Source organism: Herbaspirillum sp. 1173 (assembly GCF_031455335.1).
GTDB lineage: Bacteria > Pseudomonadota > Gammaproteobacteria > Burkholderiales > Burkholderiaceae_D > Herbaspirillum > Herbaspirillum huttiense.
This window is the reverse complement of sequence record NZ_JAVDSP010000001.1, coordinates 839,999-857,277: the sequence shown is the minus strand read 5'-3', so window position 1 is coordinate 857,277 and position 17,279 is coordinate 839,999. Positions and strand designations below refer to the sequence as shown.

The 17,279-nt window shown below is 62.2% G+C and carries 20 protein-coding genes and 1 riboswitch; of the genes, 15 read left to right on the top strand and 5 right to left on the bottom strand.

The annotated features are described in order from the left end of the window. Window positions 1-44: 44 nt before the first annotated feature. From J2X56_RS03930 to J2X56_RS03915, 4 genes are all read left to right on the top strand, one after another. Window positions 45-770: a methyl-accepting chemotaxis protein gene (locus tag J2X56_RS03930; protein WP_310158363.1), complete on the top strand. Its 726-nt coding sequence runs from the start codon at window positions 45-47 to the stop codon at window positions 768-770. Beyond that, window positions 767-1,375: a hypothetical protein gene (locus tag J2X56_RS03925; protein ID WP_134136430.1), complete on the top strand. Its 609-nt coding sequence runs from the start codon at window positions 767-769 to the stop codon at window positions 1,373-1,375. The genes J2X56_RS03930 and J2X56_RS03925 overlap by 4 nt, the downstream gene beginning before the upstream one ends. 31 nt (window positions 1,376-1,406) lie before the next feature. Then, window positions 1,407-2,363, top strand: a complete 957-nt coding sequence (locus J2X56_RS03920) for a chemotaxis protein CheX (RefSeq protein ID WP_134136428.1) — start codon at window positions 1,407-1,409, stop codon at window positions 2,361-2,363. Between the two features lie 76 nt (window positions 2,364-2,439). Then, on the top strand, window positions 2,440-2,808 hold the full coding sequence (locus tag J2X56_RS03915) for a response regulator (RefSeq protein ID WP_034331553.1): 369 nt from the start codon (window positions 2,440-2,442) through the stop codon (window positions 2,806-2,808). A gap of 47 nt (window positions 2,809-2,855) precedes the next feature. Here the strand turns inward: J2X56_RS03915 and J2X56_RS03910 are convergent, their stop codons facing one another. Further along, the gene (locus tag J2X56_RS03910) at window positions 2,856-3,722 is read right to left on the bottom strand and encodes a PCC domain-containing protein (protein WP_310158358.1); all 867 of its coding nucleotides are present in this window, start codon (window positions 3,720-3,722) and stop codon (window positions 2,856-2,858) included. A gap of 233 nt (window positions 3,723-3,955) precedes the next feature. On the opposite strand from J2X56_RS03910, the gene J2X56_RS03905 reads away from it, so the two are divergent. Both J2X56_RS03905 and J2X56_RS03900 read left to right on the top strand, forming a co-directional pair. After that, window positions 3,956-4,210 (top strand): type II toxin-antitoxin system RelE/ParE family toxin, encoded by a 255-nt coding sequence (locus J2X56_RS03905; protein WP_209569710.1) that lies wholly within the window; start codon window positions 3,956-3,958, stop codon window positions 4,208-4,210. Then, window positions 4,194-4,520 carry a helix-turn-helix transcriptional regulator gene (locus J2X56_RS03900; RefSeq protein ID WP_310158356.1) on the top strand — a complete coding sequence of 109 codons (327 nt, stop codon included), beginning with the start codon at window positions 4,194-4,196 and terminating at the stop codon, window positions 4,518-4,520. Before J2X56_RS03905 ends, J2X56_RS03900 begins: the two co-directional genes overlap by 17 nt. Window positions 4,521-4,655: 135 nt before the next feature. Here the strand turns inward: J2X56_RS03900 and J2X56_RS03895 are convergent, their stop codons facing one another. From J2X56_RS03895 to J2X56_RS03885, 3 genes are all read right to left on the bottom strand, one after another. Then, the gene (locus tag J2X56_RS03895; RefSeq protein ID WP_310158354.1) at window positions 4,656-5,972 is read right to left on the bottom strand and encodes a voltage-gated chloride channel family protein; all 1,317 of its coding nucleotides are present in this window, start codon (window positions 5,970-5,972) and stop codon (window positions 4,656-4,658) included. An 89-nt stretch (window positions 5,973-6,061) separates the two neighbouring features. Continuing rightward, window positions 6,062-6,135: riboswitch (Fluoride riboswitch) on the bottom strand. A gap of 65 nt (window positions 6,136-6,200) precedes the next feature. After that, window positions 6,201-7,025 (bottom strand): tetratricopeptide repeat protein, encoded by an 825-nt coding sequence (locus J2X56_RS03890; protein ID WP_310158352.1) that lies wholly within the window; start codon window positions 7,023-7,025, stop codon window positions 6,201-6,203. A gap of 19 nt (window positions 7,026-7,044) precedes the next feature. After that, on the bottom strand, window positions 7,045-7,419 hold the full coding sequence (locus J2X56_RS03885; protein ID WP_121045694.1) for a cupin domain-containing protein: 375 nt from the start codon (window positions 7,417-7,419) through the stop codon (window positions 7,045-7,047). Between the two features lie 139 nt (window positions 7,420-7,558). On the opposite strand from J2X56_RS03885, the gene J2X56_RS03880 reads away from it, so the two are divergent. From J2X56_RS03880 to ldcA, 5 genes are all read left to right on the top strand, one after another. Further along, window positions 7,559-8,473 carry a DUF72 domain-containing protein gene (locus J2X56_RS03880; protein ID WP_121045575.1) on the top strand — a complete coding sequence of 305 codons (915 nt, stop codon included), beginning with the start codon at window positions 7,559-7,561 and terminating at the stop codon, window positions 8,471-8,473. Window positions 8,474-8,627: 154 nt separating this feature from the next. Further along, window positions 8,628-9,263, top strand: a complete 636-nt coding sequence (gene queE, locus J2X56_RS03875; protein ID WP_121045574.1) for a 7-carboxy-7-deazaguanine synthase — start codon at window positions 8,628-8,630, stop codon at window positions 9,261-9,263. 106 nt (window positions 9,264-9,369) lie between these two features. Then, a complete protein-coding gene (queD, locus tag J2X56_RS03870; RefSeq protein ID WP_013234189.1) occupies window positions 9,370-9,816 on the top strand; it encodes a 6-carboxytetrahydropterin synthase QueD in 447 nt (148 codons plus the stop codon). Further along, entirely contained in the window at window positions 9,816-10,367 is a 552-nt protein-coding gene (gene tadA / locus J2X56_RS03865; RefSeq protein ID WP_034332337.1) for a tRNA adenosine(34) deaminase TadA, read from the top strand. Before queD ends, tadA begins: the two co-directional genes overlap by 1 nt. Beyond that, window positions 10,364-11,374, top strand: a complete 1,011-nt coding sequence (gene ldcA / locus J2X56_RS03860; RefSeq protein ID WP_227022712.1) for a muramoyltetrapeptide carboxypeptidase — start codon at window positions 10,364-10,366, stop codon at window positions 11,372-11,374. Before tadA ends, ldcA begins: the two co-directional genes overlap by 4 nt. 48 nt (window positions 11,375-11,422) lie before the next feature. Here ldcA and J2X56_RS03855 read toward each other — a convergent pair whose 3' ends face one another. Next, window positions 11,423-11,995: a DUF1439 domain-containing protein gene (locus tag J2X56_RS03855; RefSeq protein ID WP_134136422.1), complete on the bottom strand. Its 573-nt coding sequence runs from the start codon at window positions 11,993-11,995 to the stop codon at window positions 11,423-11,425. Window positions 11,996-12,239: 244 nt separating this feature from the next. On the opposite strand from J2X56_RS03855, the gene J2X56_RS03850 reads away from it, so the two are divergent. The 4 genes from J2X56_RS03850 (at window position 12,240) to J2X56_RS03835 (ending at window position 17,202) form a co-directional block, all read left to right on the top strand. Then, window positions 12,240-13,838, top strand: coding sequence for an ABC-F family ATPase (locus J2X56_RS03850; protein WP_134136421.1), 1,599 nt, complete (start codon window positions 12,240-12,242; stop codon window positions 13,836-13,838). A 37-nt stretch (window positions 13,839-13,875) separates the two neighbouring features. Next, a complete protein-coding gene (gene nadA / locus J2X56_RS03845; RefSeq protein ID WP_039786188.1) occupies window positions 13,876-15,015 on the top strand; it encodes a quinolinate synthase NadA in 1,140 nt (379 codons plus the stop codon). Further along, window positions 15,012-15,917, top strand: a complete 906-nt coding sequence (nadC, locus tag J2X56_RS03840; protein WP_121045571.1) for a carboxylating nicotinate-nucleotide diphosphorylase — start codon at window positions 15,012-15,014, stop codon at window positions 15,915-15,917. The genes nadA and nadC overlap by 4 nt, the downstream gene beginning before the upstream one ends. A 169-nt stretch (window positions 15,918-16,086) precedes the next feature. Beyond that, window positions 16,087-17,202 (top strand): putative zinc-binding metallopeptidase, encoded by a 1,116-nt coding sequence (locus J2X56_RS03835; protein WP_310158344.1) that lies wholly within the window; start codon window positions 16,087-16,089, stop codon window positions 17,200-17,202. The last annotated feature ends 77 nt before the right edge of the window (window positions 17,203-17,279 follow it).

The following is a 17,279-nucleotide window of genomic DNA, read 5'->3' as shown; positions in this document are numbered from 1 at the left end:
GACGCGATCACGCAATATCATCAAGACAGCAGGAATAGCACGCCATGTTTCAATCACTTCTTCTGGTGGCGCTGGGCGCTGCCCTGGCCGGCCTGCCGATGGCCGCGCTGTGGGTGCGCCAGAAGCGCCGCGCGCGCCAGCTGATCGATGCCGGTCAGCTGGAACGCGTGCGTGACCAGGCACAGGCCGCACTCGCCGAGCAACAGCAGCAATGGAGCGCGCACCAGCAACAGCTGGAACAGGATCGGCTGGCCGCGCAGCAGCATATGGCCGAGATGCGCCGCGAGAGCGAGGCCATGCTGGCGCGCCTGTCCAGCGAGCAGTCCGATCACGTGTCGCGCGTGCGCCAGAGTTGCGACGAGTCGCAGGACACCATCAGCAAGCTGCTGGGTCTGGTGCGCACCTTCGAGCGCTGGCATGACGACATGAACGAGCTGATCGCGCACAACCGCGAGATGCATCGCAAGAACGACGAGTTCGCGCTGATCGTGAATCAGGTCATCATCGTGGCCCTGAATGCGTCCATCGAAGCCGCGCGTGCCGGTGTGCATGGCCGTGGCTTTGCCGTGGTGGCGCAGGAAGTGCGCGATCTGGCGCAGCGGGCCGAGAAGCTTTCCAAGAGCTATCGCGCCAACCTGTACCAGAACGACCTGATCACCACCACCACCTTCCAGGACCTGCAGGCCGGCGGCAAGATGATCATGGGTGCCGTCATCGGCCTCGACCTGATCAACAAGAAGACCCGGCAAGCCCTGGCCGAAGCGGCATGAGCGCCAACGACATGGACGAGCTGCAGGCAGTAGCCGAGGTCGTGGCCGACGAGCGCATCAGCGCCAGCGCGCGCGACGGTTTCGATACGCTCCTGCAGCAGGCGCTGCGCAGCAGCCTGGTGCCGTCGGACGCCAGTGCGGAGATCTCGGTGGTGGAAGACATCGCCGCCCTTACCGAGAAGAAGATGGTGGTGCTGACCATCTCGTCTTATCTGTTCCGCCTGATGGTGATGTTCCACTTCTCGCCGGACGCCGCCACGCGCGGCCACTTTGCGCGCCTGACGCGGGTGTCGGCCAGCGAGATGGGCGAGCAGGCCCTGATGGATGCGATTGCCGAATGCGGCAATCTCTGCTGCGGTATCTTCAATCGCGAACTGGGGCGCTTCTTCCCGCACCTGGGCATGTCCACGCCCAACGTGATCGATACCCAGTGCGTGGCCTACCTGCAAAAACTCAACTGCGCGCACGTGCGGCATTTCGCCATCGACATGGCAGACACGCCGCGCCTGCATGTCTCGCTGGCCCTTTCCACTTACGACCGGCTGGACTTTGCCGTGGCACCGGGCGAAGAGGCCGATACCACGGGCGAGCTGGAACTGTTCTGACCATTCAACGATTCGGGGGAATCTCATCACCATGGAAGCCACTGCCAGCCTCGACAACGCCATCACCAGCAAGGTGTTGGTCCTGGACCGCGACGCCGACTGCTACGACACCATCAAATCCTTTTGCGAGCGCCACAACCTGGTCGGGCTGAAGGCGCATGAAGAACATGTGATGGCGGTCTTGCGCAGCAACGTCGACCTGGGCGGCATCATGCTCTCGGAAAGCCTGGCCGGACTGGGCGAGGGCGGGCGGGGCCTGGCGCGCCGCATCCGCGAGGTGCGTCCGGAATTGCCGATCTTCCTGCGCCGCCGCCGGGAAGCTGCTGATGTCGAATTGTCCGAACGCGATAGTGAACTTTTCAGCGCCGTCTATCGCATCGAGCACATCGATGCGCTGGCACCAGCGGTGGCCTCGTCGATCTTCAGCCAGCAATACCCCAATGCACTGGTGCGCGGCATTGCCGAGATCAGCCGCATGGTGCTGGAGAGCCAGTTCCCCGGGATGCAGGTCGAGATCGAGCAGCCTTACCTGGTGCGCGACCGGATCATCTTCGGCGAAGTGTTCACGCTCATTCCGCTGGAGAGCAGCTGGTGCCGTGGCTACATGATGCTGCAGGCGGAACAGAAGACGCTGCAGGCACTGGCACCGGACGAATCGGGCGATTTCCGCCATCTCAACAATGCGCTGGGCGAACTGACCAACCTGATCTGGGGCTGGTTCAAGAACCGCTTCATCAACCAGAGCCAGCCCATTCATCAACTGAGCCAGGTGCCGATCATCATCAATCACCAGCATCGATACATTTCCTTCGGTTCGGAGGATGCGCAGCTGTGCTTCAAGTACTTGCTGCGCCGGAATGACGGCGCTGCGCCGCTGGTGCTGTTGCAGCGCTTCATCTTCAACCTGTCATGGTCGCCGGAGGATTTCACCGAGAACCAGACTTCGGTGGAAGAGCTGTTCGAATCCGGCGAGCTGGAACTGTTCTGAGGCCGGGGCAGCACCCCGGCATTGATTTACCTTCCCCTCAAGCAATTACGTAAATCAAGCAAAGAGAGAATTCAAGATGGCACAAATCCTGGTAGTGGACGATTCGAGCACCGTGCGCGCCGAAGTCGGTGACTTCCTCAAGAAAAATGGCCTGGACGTGGCCCTGGCCGTGGATGGCCGCGATGGCCTGGCCAAGCTCAAGAGCGACCCGGCCATCAAGCTGGTGGTGTCCGACGTGAACATGCCCAACATGGATGGCCTGACCATGGCCGAGAAGATCCGCAGCGAACTGGGCAATGCCAGCGTGAACATCATCATGCTGACTACCGAAAATTCGCCCATCATGAAGGAGCGTGGCAAGGCAGCGGGCATCAAGGGATGGATCGTCAAGCCCTTCAAGGGGGAGGCAGTGTTGCCGACGTTCAAGAAGCTGGTGGGTGTCTAAACCTCGCTGAGCTAGTCACAAAGCCGGCCTTCATGATGAGGTCGGCTTTATTTTTCTTCCAGCACCAGCTCAAAGCAAATCAAGACTGGATTGCAACCACGCGCCAGTACGCCCTCACAGACCTGACCTTGTGGATTGATGAGGCCGATGTCCAGGCGGCCGACTCCATCACGCACTTCGCCCGAGCGGATCAGGATTTCAGTGGCACGGTCTTCCAGCACGCGCCCGTCTTCGAATTCCGCCCCGATGATGCTGCCCACGCTGCCACGCACGACTGCATCGCGCATACCGTTCTCCGCGCAGACCTGTTCGACGGCAATGGTCAGATCTTGATCGGGGCGGATGCGTGCCAGTACCACGCGCTTACCACTCGACGAGAGGGTCTGGTCGCTCAGCCGGGTAGGGTAGAACAGGGTGAAATTGGTCTCCGGATCGTAGCGAGTCGCCATGGTGGCGTCTTGCAGGCCCCAGGCTTGCGCGGGCGTACTGGCGCCGGCCACGGTTTTTTCCATCATCAGGTGACCGCCCTGGCGCTGGCCGTCGCGTCCGCGCCAGATGGCGTGACAGTGCACGAAAGGCTCACCATCCTTGCGTCCGACGGTCGCGCAGGCGTATTCGATCACCGTTCCTTCTTCCATCGCCTGTGGCGCGCTGTAGAAAGCGGCGTGTTGGTCATCCACCGCCAGTGCAGGCATGAGGAAGTGAAGGAGGGAGACAGGGAGATTGGCGAAGCGCACGGTACCGCCATCCAGGCCCGCACGTGACAGTGGAATGCTGATGGCGTCACGCAGGTTCATGCCGGCTTCGAGGGTGAAGTTGAGATGCATCGCCGGACCGGCCAGTGCAACGATGCGCTGCGGATCAGGCGGGCCGGGGTGGCGGACGGTGCGGGCGAAGGCGGGTGCGGCTGGCATGCGGTCTCCTTGGCAGCTGGGCTGCGGGCGGTGTGGCTTTGAGGGGCCATCTGAGCTGGTCGAGTTCGGGGATTATCGCGCGTTCGGTGACGTGATGCCGGTGAATGTTTTTAATCTGTCAGCATGCAGATGAAGTGGGCAGCGGCACCCCCTGAACCAAAATTTGACGAGTTTCGTCAAGGAAAAATAGCCAAATTATTCGTAAAGTGATATTTTGGCTATATTCGGTAATCATGAACGTGATTACTTGGACCCCTAGAGCAGCCAAACAATTGCGCAAGCTGGACGCGCACATCCGCACGCCTATTTACAGCGCGATCCAGGAGCTTGTTGAGATGCCGGGCTGCCACAACGTCAAACGCCTGATGAATCACGAATACGGCTATCGCCTGAGAGTGGGCCAATATCGCGTGTTGTTTGACTGGACGGTCGAGATCCGGATCGTGGAAATCCAGGAAGTGAGAAAACGTGATGAACGTACCTACTGACATTCAGATGATCAAGGGCGCGGACGGCAAACCGGCGTTTGCCGTACTGCCCTACGCGCAATTCCTCGCGCTGTGCGGACAGGAGTGCAAGCTCATACCCAACGAGGTAGTGGGAGCCACGGTTGAGGGCGCAACGCCAGCGCGCGCGTGGCGGGAATATCTTGGTTTGACGCAGACCGAAGTGGCCGCGCGGATGGGAGTCGCCCAGCCAACTTACGCAAAACATGAGAAGAGCCTCAGCCCAAGGCCAGCAACGCTGGTCCGTATTGCGTCAGCGCTGGGCATCACCTTGGAGCAGCTGGACTTCTGACCGGGGCCGCATCAGAAATCGGCATTGGTGCGGACACTTGTGCGGACACCTCTGGTTCGGGCAGCAGTACAGTTTGGGCTGATAACCATTACAGTCCCGATACAGCTTGCTGTACGGTTCTGGTTTGACCTGGCATCACTTCTCGCGAGCGTGCTCCGACTCCCGCTCCACGCGACGCCGCGCTCTGTAGGCGCCAATCTCGCCGATCTTCAAGCCTTCCGGCAGCGACAGAACCTTCCCCTGTCCCACGCGTTGCGCGTGATAGATGCCGGTATGTCCGGAGAACAGATAAGCCACCACGCAAGCCAGCGCTGCAAACGGACCGATCTCCGGCCCGAACAGTTCGACGGCCATGATGGTGGAGGCAATCGGCGTATTGGCCGCGCCCGCAAAGACCGCCACGAAGCCGATCCCGGCCAGCATCGAAAACGGCAGATGCAGCAGGGGGGCCAGCGCATTGCCCACTGTCGCGCCGATATAGAAGAGCGGGGTGACTTCGCCGCCCTTGAAACCGGTGCCCAGCGAGGTCACCGTGAACACCATCTTGCCCAGGAAATCCCAAGGGGCCAGCGGTTGCTGGAAGGCTTCCACGATCACCGGGATGCCGAGGCCGATGTAGCGTTGCGTACCGAGCGCCCACACCGCCACCGCAACGATGGCGCCGCCGATGAACGGCCGCAGCGGCGCATAGCTGACGTGGCGCTTCATGAAGGCCGACAGCCGGTGCGTGCTGTTGGCAAACACCATGCCGACCAGCCCGAAGACCACACCGGCCGCGATCACCGCCGCCACGCTCCACAGCGCGACCGGCACCACGCCGCCCATGTGGTAGTGGGTGTGATGCACGCCCCAGGCCAGCCCGACCTGATCGGCCGCGATGGCCGCCACGAAGCAGGGCAGGATGGCGTCATAGCGCATGCGGCCGATGGCCAGCACTTCCAGTCCGAACAATGCACCGGCCATCGGCGTGCCGAAGACCGACGCAAATCCGGCGCTGATGCCGGCCATCAGGAGAATGCGCCGGTCTTCCGTGCGCAACCGCAGCACCGTGGTCAGCTGATCGGCGAGCGCGCCGCCCATCTGCACGGCCGTGCCTTCACGGCCCACGGAGGCGCCGAACAGGTGCGACATCACGGTGCCAAACAACACCAGCGGCGCCATCCGCAGCGGGATCACCTTTTTCGGATCGTGGATTTCATCGATCAGCAGATTGTTGCCGGCTTCCACCGGCTTGCCGGTCTTCAGGTACAGCCAGCCGACCGCAAAACCGCCCAGCGGCAGCAGCCAGATGATCCACGGATGGGTTTCACGCCAGTGCGTGGCGTAGTCCAGCGCGAAGAGGAAGAAGGCCGAGGCCGATCCGGCAAGGGCGGCGATCAGGCTGGCGATCAGACACCATTTGACGATGTAAGGCAGCAGGTGCAGCTGTTCGGGGAGTTTTTGATTTTTCATGTGACCAGAGTGCTGAATGAACATCCTGGCACACCGGGTAAGGAGCGCGCGAAGCAGAAAGGCGAACGCCTACAGCCCCGGATTGCCAGGTCACTGTAGGCATCATCAGCCCCAACAGGACGTTGGTGGCGGTTGAAGGAGGAATGCCATCTCCTTGACCCCGATAGTAGCAAGATTGAAGCTCATCGACAACGACGCGTTGTCTGTTGCAGACAGTTCATAGGTCAATCATCCACGCAGGGCCGCTTCCAGGTCACGCACGTGCAGCCATAGCCGGCCGCTTTTGCCAGCCGTCAGGGCGTGGGCGATGCGGCCGAACCACTGCGGTTGCAGCCGCAGCGCCGTGCGGAAGGCCTGCAGGGCATCGTCCATGCGATGTATCTCTTGCAGGGCCACACCCAGGTTGAGCGCGGCATCGGCATAGCCGGGACGCAGTTGCAGCGCGCGGGCAAAGGCGTCGACGGCGGCGGCACCTTCCTTCATATCCTGCAGCGTCAGACCGAGGTTGAACCAGGTCTCGGCTACCTCGGGACGCAGCCGGCACGCTTGTTCAAAGGCCTCACGGGCGGCGGGCAGCTCGCCCAGTTCACGCAGGGCGCTCCCCAGGTTGAGGACGGCTTCCATGGCTTGCGGCGCCAGCGCGACGGCCTGGCGCAAAGCCGCCACTGCCTCCGCATGCCGCCCCACTGCCGACAAACTGGTGCCGAGGTGGAAATGCGCCTGGCTCAGTTCAGGCTGATGTCGCGCAACTGCTTGGAAATAGTGGACCGCCGTGGCGGGATCGCCTTCGGCCAGCGCAATCCGGCCGGCCATGAGCAACGAGGGCACATGCTGCGGCCGAGGTGCCAGGCTCAGCAGGATATGTTGCCGCGCCTGCGCCTGCGCCTGCCGGTCCAGCGCCAGCATGGCCAGCAGCTGATGGGCCGCCGGATGCTGCGGCACCAGCGCCAGCAAGGCGTGGCAGGCTTGTTCGGCTTCTGCGGCACGTCCGCCATTGTAGTGCTGCAGGGCGGCGCCCATGATCTGGTCGGGAGCGGCTGGCGAGGCGGACATGGCGCGGGCAGGTGGTTGTTCAGCCAGCGGCGCGTTCGACGATGACGTAATGCTTGCGCACCGGCTCCAGCACTTCAAAGACGCCCTTGAATCCCGCCGGAATCACCATCGCATCGCCCGGACCCGCTTCGGCTGCGTGGCCCTGTTCGTCGATGACGCGGCAGCGGCCTTCGAGTACGCAGAAATATTCATCTTTGTTGGGGGCGAAGGCGATGCGCCAGCTGCCCTTTTCGCAGGCCCAGATGCCGGCGTTCACTTCTCCGCTGGCATTGGTGAAGTGATTCCACGTGGTGCGCAGCGGATTGCCCTCCAGCCGGCGGTCTTCGCGTGGGTGGTCATATTCGGGTGCAGGGGAATTCAGGCGGAACTGGGTGATGGCAGGGGTGGCGGACATGGTGAAGAAGTGGACAGGCATGGTCAACGGCGAGGCCAGCAGTGTAACAGCAGCGGGCCCGCTACAGTCGCGCTGGCTGGCACCAAGCTGGATGCCTTTGGTCACATCCGGACAGGAGAATCTGAACGAGGAGAGCATCATGGGCAAGATATGGATCGGCATTTCCGGCTGGCGCTATGCGCCGTGGCGCGGCAGTTTCTATCCCGAGGGGTTGCGTCAGGACGACGAACTGCACTACGCCTCGCGGGTGCTGCCGAGCATCGAGCTCAACGGTTCCTTCTACGCCCTGCAGCGCCCCGAAAGCTACCAGCGCTGGTATGAAGACACGCCGCCCGGCTTCCTCTTCAGCCACAAGGGCAATCGCTTCATCACGCACACGCGCCGGCTGCAGGATATTGATGGCGCTCTGGCCAATGTCTTCGCCTCCGGCGTACTGAACCTGAAAGAAAAGCTCGGCCCCTTCCTGTGGCAATTCCCGCCCAGCTTCCGCTATGAGCCGGAGCCGCTGGAACACTTCCTGAACCTGCTGCCGCACGATACCGAGGCGGCGCAGCGGCTGGCGCGTGGCCATGAGCCGCGCATGGAGGGCAGGGTGGCGCTGGACATCGACCGCAAGCGCAAGCTGCGCCATGCCATGGAAATTCGTCATGACAGCTTCGTGGATGAATCCTTCATCAAGCTGCTGCGCAAATACAAGGTCGCGCTGGTCGTCGCGGATGCGCCCAAGAAATGGCCCTATCAGGAGGACGTGACGGCTGATTTCATGTACCTGCGCCTGCATGGCGACAAGCGCCTGTACCAGAGCGGTTACAGCGATGAAGCCATCGACGCCTGGGCCGAGCGTATCCGGGCCTGGGCCAGCGGCGGTCAGCCGGAAGATGGGCCGCGTATCTCGGGGAGCGCGCCGCGCAAGCGGGCCAGTCGCGATATTTACTGTTATTTTGATAACGATATGAAGGTCAAGGCCCCCTTTGATGCGCGCCGCCTGATCGAACGCCTGGGCCTGAAGCTGGACTTGCCGCCTCCCGGCCGCATGCTCGATGAGGATCAATGAGGTGAACTGGCGCGAGGAGCGGCTATAATATCGCCCCTGATGCGGACAAAATGGGCTGCAATATCAGTGACTTAGTGAAGTTTGCTGAATTGCTGAAGCCCGCCGCGTGAATTCATCCCAGTGCGGCCTTGCGCCTGCCTTTCGCCTTCATATCGTGACTTACAGCATCAAAGAAATCTTCTATACCTTGCAAGGCGAGGGCGCGCACGCCGGCCGTCCGGCGGTGTTCTGCCGCTTTTCGGGTTGCAACCTCTGGACAGGCCGCGAGGAAGACCGCGCCCGCGCCATCTGCCAGTTCTGCGATACCGATTTCGTCGGCACCGATGGCGAGAACGGCGGCAAGTTCAAGTCGGCGGCTGAGCTGGCCGACAAGATCAACAGCTTCTGGCCGGCCCGCCACGCGGCCAGCAAATACGTCGTCTTCACCGGCGGCGAGCCCCTGCTGCAACTGGATACGACCCTGATCGAGGCCATGCATGCGGTCGGCTTTGAAATCGCCATCGAGACCAATGGCACCATCGAAGTACCCGAGGGCGTGGACTGGATCTGCGTGAGCCCCAAGATGGGTTCGGAACTGAAGGTCAAACGCGGCAGCGAACTGAAAGTGGTGGTGCCGCAGCCCGGCCAGCCGCTGGACGAATATGAAAAGCTGGATTTCCAGCACTTCCTGCTGCAGCCCATGGATGGTCTGCAGGCGGCCGCCAATACCCGGCTGGCCATCGAGATGGTCAAGAACAACCCCAAGTGGAAACTGAGCATCCAGACCCACAAGCTGCTCAATATCCCCTGATCGATTTTTTGCTTTTTTCTTCATGCGGCGCTGCGCCGCGTGATTACAATGGCTTTACCCGGCCTGCTGCACGGCTTGTGCGGCGGCCATCCTCGAAGAAACATTCATGCTCACCATTACCCGCAAACTCGAATTCGACGCCGGCCACCGCATTCCGGACCACAAGAGCCAGTGCCGCAACCTGCACGGCCACCGCTACACGCTGGAAATCACCCTGACCGGCGCGGTCATCGACATCGAGGGCAATTCCGACAATGGCATGATCATGGACTTCTCCGACATCAAGGCCCTGGCCAAGGAGCACCTGGTCGATGTCTGGGACCATGCCTTCCTGGTCTATGAAAAGGACACGCCGGTCCGCGACTTCCTGGCCAGCCTGCCGGGCCACAAGACGGTCATCATCGGCAGCATCCCGACGGTCGAAAACCTGGCCCGCGAAGCCTTCGCCATCCTCAAGGCAGCCTACAAGGACCGCTACGGCACCGGCCTGCATCTGCAGAAGCTGGTGCTGCACGAAACGCCCAATTGCTGGGCTGAAATCACGGCCGACTGATGGACGGCGCTGTCCTCCCGCAAGCCATCACCGAGGCCGACCTGCGCCACATGCGCGCCGCGCTCGACCAGGCCAACAATGCCTGGGCGCTGGGCGAGGTGCCGGTGGGTGCGGTGGTGGTCAAGGATGGCGTGGTGATCGCCACCGGCTTCAACCAGCCCATCGGCAAGCACGATCCGACCGCCCATGCGGAGATCATGGCGCTGCGTCGGGCGGCCGAGAAGCTGGGCAACTATCGCCTGCCCGGATGTGAACTCTACGTCACGCTGGAACCCTGCGTGATGTGTTCCGGTGCCATGATGCACGCCCGCCTGGCGCGCGTGGTCTATGGCGCGGCCGATCCAAAGACCGGTGCGTGCGGCTCGGTGGTGAACCTGTTTGAACAGGACAAGCTGAACCATCACACCGAACTGCTGGGCGGCGTGATGGCCGAGGAATGTGGCCAGTTACTGAAAGAATTCTTCGCCATGCGACGCGAACAAGTGAAGCAGCAACGCCTGCTGGACGCCGCCGCGCAAGGCGATGCTCAAGCATCAGGTGAACCAACATGACGATCGCAACTGCTGGCCGTGAACTGCTGGAAGGACTGGTCCCGCCGGGAACGGGGGTGGCCATTGTGGCACCGTGTGGCCATGCCGGGCTGGACCCGGCCGGCGTGCAGCGTGGCGTGGCCTTGCTGGAATCGCTGGGCTGCCGGGTGCGCAATTTCTACGACCATGCCCGGCGCTACCAGCGCTTCGGCGCCACCGATGAGCAGCGCGCGGCGCAACTGATGGAAGCGGCGGCCGACCCGGAAATCGAGGTCATCATGGGGCTGCGTGGCTCCTACGGCATGAGCCGTATCCTGCCAGCGCTGGATATTCCTGCGCTCGCTGCCAGTGGCAAGCTGCTGGTGGGCTACAGCGATTTCACGGCCCTGCAGTGCTGCCTGCTGGCGCAATCCGGCTACGCCGGTTTCCAGGGGCCGATGCTCTCCGGTGACTTTGGTGCCGAATCCCCCAATTGGGCAGCGCTGGCGACCTTGTGGCGCACGCTGACTTCATCGCAGGTGGTGGCCCACAACTATGACGGCCAGGCCGGTGCAGATCGGGCCGCCAATGGCGACCGCCGTACCGATCCGCTCAGTCCGGTGCTGCAGTGCTCGGGCAAGCTGTGGGGCGGCAATCTGGCGATGATGGCGCATATGGTTGGCCATCCGCAGTTTCCCGCGATCGACGGCGGGATTCTGTTCCTGGAGGATGTGAATGAACATCCGTTCCGGGTGGAACGGATGTTCCTGCAGCTGGAGCAGGCTGGCGTGCTGGCCAGGCAGAAGGCCATCCTGCTGGGCGACTTCTCGGCCTACCGCCTGGCCGAGATCGACAACGGCTACGATTTCACTGAAATGCTGGCCTTCCTGCGCCAGCGCATCGCCACCCCTATCGTGACCGGCCTGCCTTTCGGCCATGTGCGCGATCTGGTGACCCTGCCGCTGGGCGCACACGCGGAGCTGGATGCCCGCGGCGCAGAAGGCTTCACCTTGACTCTCTCGGATTATCCGACCCTGGCCCGTCGCTGAGACTGCACGCGGCCCGGCGGGCTGCTTGCGTGCTCAGTGAAGGAATCGTCACTTTTCCTTGATTTCCACCTTGACCGCGTCCTGTTCGACCGTGATCTTGCCGGGCTCGAAGGTCTTGCCGTTCATCTGCAACTGCTCCGGCTTGAAGGTATAGAGCGCGTAGCCGCGCAGGAACTGGTTGGCGGCGGCATTGCCAAGGGTGGTCAACTGCTGGGCATATTGCGGCGGCAGGTCGGTGCTGTCGACCTTGTCCACCTTCGGGGCATCCAATCGCAGCGAGCGCGTGGCCGGATCGTACTTGAATGCGCTGCTCAGGGTCAGCACCGCGTTGACCGGGCGCTGCAGGAGCAGGGGATTGGCAATCTGGGCGTCGACCACGGTATTCATGCGGTTTTCGGACGGCAGCATGCCCAGGCGCGGGTTGCTGAAGGTCACGTCGAAGATGTCCATGTAGCGCATCTTGCGCGGGAATTGCGGGGCGATGGCGCTCTGCAGTTGCTGTCTGGAGACGGTGTATTCATTGGTCCAGATGTTGTAACCGGTATCGGCCGCGTGCGCCGGCAGCAGGGGCGGCGTGGATACGGCGAGGAGGGCGATGGCGGAGAGGATGGCTCGCTTCATGCTTGCGGTTTCCAGAGTGACAAAATGGGTCAGAGCGCGCCCAAGGGCGTAAAAATCCCGGGAATTGTAAGGCAGCGCTGCAGATGAGCAACGCAAACATTGAAATTTGGCAAGATTTTGGCAGTGCGCCGCCACCGCAACACAAGCCGCATCAGGCGTGCAGTGGTAAAATGCCCGGTTTCGCGCGCCAGGGGTTCGTTGTTGACCGGCGTACGCAAGTTACATTTTTGAAAAGGTTTTCGCAGTGCTATCCACCGCAAACATCACCATGCAGTTCGGCGCCAAGCCGTTGTTCGAGAACATTTCCGTCAAGTTCGGCGATGGCAATCGCTACGGCCTGATCGGTGCCAATGGCTGCGGCAAATCCACCTTCATGAAGATTCTGGGCGGTGACCTGGAGCCGTCGGGCGGCAACGTCAGCCTGGACGTGAACGAGCGCCTGGGTAAATTGCGCCAGGACCAGTTCGCCTATGAAGAAATGCGCGTGCTGGATGTGGTCATGATGGGCCACGTGGAGATGTGGGCGGCCATGTCCGAACGCGATGCGATCTATGCCAATCCGGATGCCACCGACGACGACTACATGAAGGCCGCCGACCTGGAAGCCAAGTTCGCCGAATACGACGGCTACACCGCCGAAGCGCGTGCCGGCGAGCTGCTGCTGGGCGTGGGCGTGCCCATCGAACAGCACACCGGCCCGATGAGCAATGTCGCACCCGGCTGGAAGCTGCGCGTGCTGCTGGCCCAGGCCCTGTTTTCCAACCCGGACATCCTGCTGCTGGACGAACCGACCAACAACCTGGACATCGACACCATCCGCTGGCTGGAAGAAGTGCTCAACGAGCGCAATTCCACCATGATCATCATTTCCCACGATCGCCACTTCCTGAACCAGGTCTGTACCCACATGGCCGACATGGATTACGGCACGCTGAAGATCTATCCCGGCAACTATGACGACTACATGCTGGCGTCATCGCAAGCGCGAGCGCAGCAGTTGGCCGTCAACGCCAAGGCCAAGGAAAAAGTGGCCGAACTGCAGGACTTCGTGCGCCGCTTCTCGGCCAACAAGTCCAAGGCCCGCCAGGCGACTTCGCGCGCCAAGCAGATCGACAAGATCAAGGTCGAGGACATCAAGCCGTCTTCCCGCGTGAACCCGTTCGTGCGCTTCGAAGGCGAAAAGAAGCTGCACCGCCTGGCCGTGGAAACCCAAAGCATCACCAAGACCTACGACCGCGACATCTTCAAGAACTTCAGCATCATGGTCGAAGCCGGCGAGAAGATCGCCATCATCGGTGCCAACGGCGCGGGTAAAACCACTCTGCTGCGCAGCATCGGCGGCGACGTGACCGGCCTGCATCCGGATTCGGGCGAGGTGAAATGGGCGGAAAACGCCAACGTCGGCTATATGCCCCAGGATCCGACCGAGGAATTCGCCGGTGGCGAGACCCTGACCGACTGGATGGGCAAGTGGACCCAGGAAGGCGACGATGACCAGGCCGTGCGCGGCATTCTGGGCCGTCTGCTGTTCTCCGGCGATGATGTGAAGAAGTCGGTGAAGGTGCTCTCCGGGGGCGAAAAGGGCCGCATGATGTACGGCAAGCTGATGCTGGGCCGCCACAACGTGCTGCTGATGGATGAGCCGACCAACCACATGGATATGGAATCCATCGAATCGCTCAACATCGCACTGGAAAAGTATGCCGGTACGCTGATCTTCGTGTCGCACGACCGTGAATTCGTGTCCTCGCTGGCCACCCGCATCCTCGAAGTGAAGGACGGCCAGGTGATCGACTTCCAGGGCGGCTACGAAGACTACCTGGCCAGCCAGGGCATCGAATAATTCCCCCAACCGCATCAGCACAGCATTGTTGACCGCCATGCAAGCAACAGCAACCAAGGTCGTCGAATTCGAGCGACCGCAAATGGAGACCGGCGGCAGTTGTACCGCCAATGCGTGGGCCAAGGTACCGGCCACGCCCAGCCCCGAGGAACGCGCGCAATTGAAAGCGCGCATCCGCCAGCTGCTCAAGGAAAAGCAGGCGGTGCTGGTGGCGCACTACTACGTCGATGGCGACCTGCAGGACCTGGCCGAGGAAACCGGCGGCTGCGTCTCGGATTCGCTGGAGATGGCGCGTTTCGGCCGTGACCATGCCGCCCGGACCCTGGTCGTGGCCGGCGTGCGCTTCATGGGCGAGACGGCCAAGATCCTCAGCCCCGAAAAGCGTATCCTCATGCCCGACCTGGACGCGACCTGCTCGTTGGACCTGGGTTGCCCGGCCGATGAGTTCGCGGCCTTCTGCGACCAGCATCCGGACCGCACCGTGGTGGTGTATGCCAATACCAGCGCGGCCGTGAAGGCCCGTGCCGACTGGATGGTGACTTCCGGCATTGGTCTTGAGATCGTCCAGCACCTGCACGCCCAGGGCAAGAAGATCCTGTGGGCACCGGACAAGCACCTGGGCAGCTACATCCAGAAGCAGACCGGCGCCGACATGCTGCTGTGGCAGGGTTCCTGCCTGGTGCATGACGAATTCAAGGGTATCGAGCTGGAACTGATGCGTGCCGAACATCCGGACGCGCTGGTGCTGGTGCACCCGGAGTCGCCCGAAGCGGTGGTGGCGCAGGCCGATGTGATCGGGTCGACCTCGCAGCTGATCGCGGCGGTGCAATCGTCCGATGCGCCGGCTTTCATCGTCGCTACTGACAATGGCATCCTGCACAAGATGCGCGCAGCGGCTCCTGGCAAGCGTTTCATCGATGCACCCACCGCCGGCAACAGCGCCACCTGCAAGAGCTGCGCGCACTGCCCGTGGATGGCCATGAATGGCTTGCAGAACCTGCTGCACGTGCTGGAAACCGGCGCCAATGAAATCCACGTCGATCCGGCGATCGGCAAGCAGGCCGTGGTCTGCATCGACCGCATGCTGGACTTCGCCGCCCAGCGCAAGGCCAAGGTCCGCCCCTCGGCGCGCCTTGAAGACGAACAGCAACTGTTTGCAGGAATCGGCCCCGCATGACGCTCCACGCCCTCAAGACTGCCTCGACCATCGCGGCCAGCAATCTGCGCAATCCCTTCGGTCCTTTCGATGCCGCGCTGCATGCAGCTTTCGACGCCAACGTCAACCAGGCCATCGCCGAGGATGTGGGCGACTGCGACTACACGGGTCTCCTGGTACCGGAAAACGAATTCGTGAAGGCCCGCGTCATCGTGCGCGAAGCTGCCGTGCTGTGCGGTGCGCCCTGGTTCGAGGCCGTCATGACCCGGCTCGACCCGCGCCTGCAGGTCAGCTGGAGCTATGCCGAAGGCGACCTGATGGCCGCCGACAGCGAGGTCTGCACCATCGAAGGCCCGGCTCGTGCCTTGCTGACCGCCGAGCGCGGCGCACTCAATTTCCTGCAGCTGCTTTCGGGCGTGGCCAGCGCTACCCGTCGTTACGTGGAAGTAGTGCAGGGTACGCGCGCGGCCATCCTCGATACCCGCAAGACCTTGCCCGGTCTGCGCCTGGCGCAGAAATACGCGGTGCGGGTGGGCGGCGGTGCCAACCAGCGCCTGGCGCTGTATGACGGCATCCTCATCAAGGAAAACCACATCGCGGCCGCCGGCGGCATCACTGCGGCTGTGGCTGCCGCCTTGAAGCTCAACGCAGGCGTGACCATCCAGGTCGAGGTGGAAAGCATTGCCGAGCTCAATGAAGCCCTGCAGGCTGGTGCCGAATCGATTCTGCTGGACAACTTTTCTCTGGACATGATGCGCGAGGCCGTAGCCGTCAATGCGGGGCGCGCCTTGCTTGAAGCGTCCGGCGGCATCAACATGCAGACCGTGCGCGCCATTGCCGAGACCGGCGTGGATCGCATCTCGATTGGCAGCCTCACCAAGGATATCCAGGCGACCGATTTTTCCTTGCGCGTGATTGGCTGACCGGCTGAACGGCCGGCCTCACCCTTGCATCGGCCTGGCGCAGTAACTTGCACCAGGCTTCACTTTTTTGCGTTCCTGCATGCAGGAACGTATCTCGGTTTTCCCCTTCAAACGCCAGATGCCGACGACAATGCTTCGTTGGCAATGACGATAAACAACGGGGGAGCCCATGAAAACCTTTCACTGCGACAATTGCAGCGCGCAAGTCTTCTTCGAAAACACCGTATGTGGCAATTGCGGCTGGATGCTGGGTTATCAGCCACAATTGCAGGCCATTGCCAGCTTTTCGCCGCTGGCGCCGGCAGCCGCACCGGCGCCGGACGCCAACGCCGTCGTCCCTGAAGCCGGGCCGGGACGCTGGCGCAGCGTCAAGCCGCAGAATGAGGGTCTGGTGTTCAAGCAGTGCGTCAACTACTGGCGCGAAAACATCTGCAACTGGATGCTCGATGAGCGCGAGCCGCACGAACTGTGTGCCTCCTGCCGCCTCACGCGCGTCATTCCCAATCTCGACGAAGGCAACAACCGGGTGCTGTGGAGCCGCCTGGAGACGGCCAAGCGGCGCCTGCTGCATTCTCTCTGGACCTTGCAATTGCAGCCGGTACCGAAGATGGAAGATGAAGAAGCCGGCCTGGCCTTCGAATTCCTGCAAGACCTTCCGCATGGCGAGCGGGTGCTGACCGGGCATGCCGATGGCGTCATCACCATCAACATTGCCGAAGCCGATCCCGCCTACCGCGAACAGGCGCGCGAGCAGATGGCCGAGCCGTATCGCACGCTGCTGGGGCATTTCCGGCATGAGAGCGGCCATTACTATTTCGACCGGCTGGTGGCGCCAACCGACTGGATCACACCGTTCCGGGAGATGTTCGGTGACGAGCGCCAGGACTATGGTGAAGCGCTCAAGGCTCATTACGAGAATGGCCCGCGCCCGGACTGGGAAGAAAACTTCGTCAGTGCCTACGCCAGCAGCCACCCCTGGGAAGACTGGGCGGAGACCTGGGCCCATTATCTTCATATGTTCGATACGCTGGAGACGGCCTATGCCTGCGGCGTGCAGCTGCGGCCGCGCCATGAGGGCGAGCAGAAGCTGGTCATCAAGGCGCCGCCGGTGGCGGCCGGTTCCTTTGACGAACTGGCCCGCGAGTGGTTTGCGCTGACCTATGTGCTCAACAGCCTCAATCGCAGCATTGGCATGCCGGATTCCTATCCCTTCACCTTGTCTACGCCGGTGCTGCAGAAATTGCGCTTCGTGCATGAGGTGGTCAATGGCGGCGCGCCTGCTTGAGGCTCGCAGGATTGTTCACTCACATGCGCGTCGCCCATTAAAAAACCCGGAAGTTTCCTTCCGGGTTTTTTCTTCAT

Excerpts from the sequence above, each read along its gene's own strand:
- J2X56_RS03930 (WP_310158363.1), top strand. The coding sequence starts at position 45 with ATGTTTCAATCACTTCTTCTGGTGGCGCTGGGCGCTGCCCTGGCCGGC.
- J2X56_RS03925 (WP_134136430.1), top strand. The coding sequence starts at position 767 with ATGAGCGCCAACGACATGGACGAGCTGCAGGCAGTAGCCGAGGTCGTG.
- J2X56_RS03920 (WP_134136428.1), top strand. The coding sequence starts at position 1,407 with ATGGAAGCCACTGCCAGCCTCGACAACGCCATCACCAGCAAGGTGTTG.
- J2X56_RS03915 (WP_034331553.1), top strand. The coding sequence starts at position 2,440 with ATGGCACAAATCCTGGTAGTGGACGATTCGAGCACCGTGCGCGCCGAA.
- J2X56_RS03910 (WP_310158358.1), bottom strand. The coding sequence starts at position 3,722 with ATGCCAGCCGCACCCGCCTTCGCCCGCACCGTCCGCCACCCCGGCCCG.
- J2X56_RS03905 (WP_209569710.1), top strand. The coding sequence starts at position 3,956 with ATGAACGTGATTACTTGGACCCCTAGAGCAGCCAAACAATTGCGCAAG.
- J2X56_RS03900 (WP_310158356.1), top strand. The coding sequence starts at position 4,194 with ATGAACGTACCTACTGACATTCAGATGATCAAGGGCGCGGACGGCAAA.
- J2X56_RS03895 (WP_310158354.1), bottom strand. The coding sequence starts at position 5,972 with ATGAAAAATCAAAAACTCCCCGAACAGCTGCACCTGCTGCCTTACATC.
- J2X56_RS03890 (WP_310158352.1), bottom strand. The coding sequence starts at position 7,025 with ATGTCCGCCTCGCCAGCCGCTCCCGACCAGATCATGGGCGCCGCCCTG.
- J2X56_RS03885 (WP_121045694.1), bottom strand. The coding sequence starts at position 7,419 with ATGTCCGCCACCCCTGCCATCACCCAGTTCCGCCTGAATTCCCCTGCA.
- J2X56_RS03880 (WP_121045575.1), top strand. The coding sequence starts at position 7,559 with ATGGGCAAGATATGGATCGGCATTTCCGGCTGGCGCTATGCGCCGTGG.
- queD (WP_013234189.1), top strand. The coding sequence starts at position 9,370 with ATGCTCACCATTACCCGCAAACTCGAATTCGACGCCGGCCACCGCATT.
- tadA (WP_034332337.1), top strand. The coding sequence starts at position 9,816 with ATGGACGGCGCTGTCCTCCCGCAAGCCATCACCGAGGCCGACCTGCGC.
- ldcA (WP_227022712.1), top strand. The coding sequence starts at position 10,364 with ATGACGATCGCAACTGCTGGCCGTGAACTGCTGGAAGGACTGGTCCCG.
- J2X56_RS03855 (WP_134136422.1), bottom strand. The coding sequence starts at position 11,995 with ATGAAGCGAGCCATCCTCTCCGCCATCGCCCTCCTCGCCGTATCCACG.
- nadA (WP_039786188.1), top strand. The coding sequence starts at position 13,876 with ATGCAAGCAACAGCAACCAAGGTCGTCGAATTCGAGCGACCGCAAATG.
- nadC (WP_121045571.1), top strand. The coding sequence starts at position 15,012 with ATGACGCTCCACGCCCTCAAGACTGCCTCGACCATCGCGGCCAGCAAT.
- J2X56_RS03835 (WP_310158344.1), top strand. The coding sequence starts at position 16,087 with ATGAAAACCTTTCACTGCGACAATTGCAGCGCGCAAGTCTTCTTCGAA.